Origin of the sequence: Levilactobacillus yiduensis (assembly GCF_024718525.1) — a bacterium.
Classification (GTDB): domain Bacteria; phylum Bacillota; class Bacilli; order Lactobacillales; family Lactobacillaceae; genus Levilactobacillus; species Levilactobacillus yiduensis.
Map to the genome: position 1 here is coordinate 1 of NZ_JAMXAZ010000070.1, position 1240 is coordinate 1240.

1 protein-coding gene is annotated in these 1240 nt (G+C 50.5%); it reads left to right on the top strand.

Annotated elements, in window-relative coordinates; translation table 11 throughout:
* Positions 1-98: 98 nt before the first annotated feature.
* Positions 99-1157, top strand: coding sequence for an IS30 family transposase (locus tag NGM66_RS14320; protein ID WP_258115846.1), 1059 nt, complete (start codon positions 99-101; stop codon positions 1155-1157).
* Positions 1158-1240 lie beyond the last annotated feature (83 nt).

The following is a 1240-nucleotide window of genomic DNA, read 5'->3' on the forward strand; positions in this document are numbered from 1 at the left end:
TCGGCGAATTTTATAATCAAGTTAGCCACTAGATTTTAGGACAAAATAAATACACCAAGACGTAAATCTCAGGTATCATTGGAGTTCTCACACAAACAATGAAAGAGGTCTTCGTCTTGATGCAAGAACAGCTTACCATGAATCGTCCCAAGGGTCACCATCTAACTTTGAAAGAGCGTGGAAATATTGAGGTCTACTTCAATCACGACGGGTATTCTCGCCGTAAAATAGCTGATCTGATAGGTGTTAGTCCCCAGACGATAAACAATGAGATCAAACGTGGCCTAGTAACCAATAAACAACGGATTAACGGTAAGGAAAAGTACTATGAGGTCTACGTGGCGGAAGCTGCTGAGCGGCGCTATCACGAGAAACGGGTGGCCTGTCACCGGCCATACAAGTTCGCGCAGTCGCTGGACTTTCTGGCTTTCTTTGTGGAACGGTTTAAAACCGATGACTGGGCACCAGACACTGTGGTCGGCCGCGCTAAGGCCCTTGGACTCTTTCGACCAGAAGAGATGGTCTGCACCCAAACGTTGTACAAGTACATCGATGAACAGCTTCTAGAGGTCTGTAACTTGGATCTTGCCGAGAAGCTGAGTCGTCGCCCGCCCAAGCACGTAACCACGGTTCACAAGTACCGGCGTCTGTTGGGTCAAAGTATCGAGGAACGACCAGCGGAAGTGGACTCTCGCGAGACGTTTGGACACTTTGAAATCGACACGATTGTCGGGAAGCGCGATGGGCAAGAGAGCGTTATTCTAACGTTGATTGAACGCCAGACCCGCTTCCAAATCATTCGCTTGATTGATGGTCGTAACGCCGATTCAGTGGCCTACGCAATGCAATCGATCATCGCTGAGTACGGACCCATTATCAAGTCGATTACTGCGGACAATGGGCCGGAGTTTACGACCCTTACGCAAGTCATGGCATCAGTTGCCCCAGTCTACTTTACCCATCCTTACACGTCCAGCGAGCGTGGTTCCAACGAGGTTCACAACCGCATGGTTCGTCGGGACTTTCCTAAGGGCACGTCCCTCGACGCCATCAGTCCAGCTGATGTTGCCGAGACGGCTGACAAGCTAAACAACTTACCTCGTCGTCAACTGGGCTTCCAAACGCCAGCTGAGCGCTTCGCCAACGCCTGCGGCTAGGCGCACCGCTCCTCTCCAATCCCCTGAGAACCCCTTGGTATCAGTATTTGGTTCAAATGGCTAACTTGTTCTTGCAATTTGCG

What these genes read in the sequence shown, in the direction of transcription:
- NGM66_RS14320 (WP_258115846.1), top strand. Translation starts at nt 99, where the DNA reads ATGAAAGAGGTCTTCGTCTTGATGCAAGAACAGCTTACCATGAATCGT.